The organism is Candidatus Binatia bacterium, from assembly GCA_036382395.1.
Taxonomy (GTDB): Bacteria; Desulfobacterota; Binatia; order HRBIN30; family HRBIN30; genus JAGDMS01.
Genome location: DASVHW010000147.1, coordinates 1 through 1,865, shown reverse-complemented (window position 1 = coordinate 1,865; position 1,865 = coordinate 1). Strand labels below are relative to the sequence as shown.

Sequence of the window (1,865 nt, the reverse complement as noted above, 5' to 3'; positions counted from 1 at the left end):
ACTGAAGTTGACCCGCCTTGGTGGAGCCGTTCAGGCTTTCACAGGAGGGTTAACCGATGAGCAAGACACGAGCGCCGTATTCGGCTGAGTTTCGCCGCCAGATGGTTGAATTGGTGCGTTCCGGGCGCGATCCTGAGGACCTCGCCCGGGAGTTTGAGCCGACCTCGCAATCGATCCGCAATTGGGTGGCGCGGGCCGACCGGCAGGAGGGGCGCCGGGAGGAGAAGGCTGACACGCTGGGTGCAGCCGAGCGCGAGGAGTTGGTCCGACTGCGGCGGGAGAACAAGCAGCTGCGGCTGGAGCGCGACATTCTCTCTCGAGCGGCTGCCTGGTTCGCACGCGAGACCGGAGCGGTGCCGTCCGGGTCTTCGAATTCATGAGCGCGAACCAGGCGACGTTTCCGATTGCGACGATGGCGCGCGTGCTCGGCGTGTCCGAAGCGGGCTACCACGCGTGGCGGTATCGCCCGCCGTCCGCCCAGGCGGTCGCCGACGCCATGCTGCTGAAGCGGGTGCGGACGGTGCATGCCAGCTCGCGGGAGACGTATGGAGCGCCGCGGGTGCATGCGCAGTTGCGGGCAGATGGAGCAAGACATGGCCGCAAACGCATTGCGCGGCTGATGCGCCAGGCCGGTCTGCTCGGTGCCAGTCGCCGCCGCACTAGAGTCACGACGACGCGGCGCGACAAAGATGCTCGGCCAGCACCGGATCTGGTGGACCGCAACTTCGTGGCGTCGAAGCCGAACCAGCTCTGGGTTGCCGACATCACCTTCGTGCCGACGGCGAGTGGGTTTCTCTACCTGGCGGTGGTGCTGGATGCCTGGAGCCGCAAGATCGTCGGCTGGTCGATGGCCAACCACCTGCGGGCCGAGCTGGTCGTGGCGGCATTGGAGATGGCGATCGGCCAACGCCGTCCCGGTGACGTCATCCACCACAGCGACCAGGGCAGCCAATACACCTCGCTCGCATTTGGCAAACGATGCCAGGAGGCGGGCGTTCGGCCGTCAATGGGCTCGGTGGGTGACGCCTACGACAACGCCATGTGCGAAAGCTTCTTTGCCACCCTCGAATGCGAGCTGCTGGAACGCCGCCGGTTCGGGTCGCAGGCCGAAGCACGAATGGCGTGCTTCAGCTTCATCGAAGGCTGGTACAACCCTGTCCGGCTGCATTCCGCGTTGGGCTACCGCTCGCCTATGGCCTACGAAGCTGCCATGGAGGCCGTCGCCGCAGAAACGTCATCAACCAAGTCCCACAACACTCCACGAAAGCGGGGCAACTTCAGACCGTGGAAACCCGCATCAAGATGCGGGCTGCAATGCTCTTTCCCATCGATGGGAGCGAGACGAGCTGGTTTTATGCCGCGTTGCAGATGGGCGGGGTCAAATCGCCGCTGGATGCGGTGCGAGTGGCGATCCTGACGGAACACAAAGCGATCTCGTGCTAGTGCTCTGACTCAAACGGATGATGCTGGGAGTCTGTTGAGCTTGGCCAGGATGGAGGCGGCCGACGCCTTCCAGACGAAGGGTTTTGGCTCGGCGTTGTGTTCGGCGAGGTAGCGGTTGATGGCCGCTTGCAGGTCGACGATCGAATGAAAACTGCCGCGGCGGATGCGTTTGCGCGTCAGCGTCGAGAAGAAATTCTCGACCGCGTTCAGCCACGACCCGGACGTGGGCGTAAAATGGAAGCTCCAGCGCGGATGCCGGGCGAGCCATTCCTTGACCTTCGGGTGCTTGTGCGTGGCGTAGTTGTCGACCACCGCCTCGATCAGCCTGCCGGCCGGAACGTCGCGCTCGACGGCGTTGAGAAAGCGGATGAACTCCTCATGCCGGTGACGCTGCATGCAGCGTCCGATCACGGTGCCGTCAA

At 64.2% G+C, this 1,865-nt stretch carries 1 protein-coding gene and 1 pseudogene; one reads left to right on the top strand and one right to left on the bottom strand.

The genetic code is table 11. The features are described from left to right. Positions 1-56: 56 nt before the first annotated feature. Positions 57-1,204: pseudogene (locus tag VF515_06840) on the top strand (IS3 family transposase). A 248-nt stretch (positions 1,205-1,452) separates the two neighbouring features. Here the strand turns inward: VF515_06840 and VF515_06835 are convergent. Then, a partial coding sequence (locus tag VF515_06835; GenBank protein ID HEX7407352.1) for a transposase occupies positions 1,453-1,865 on the bottom strand: 413 nt, incomplete at its 5' end.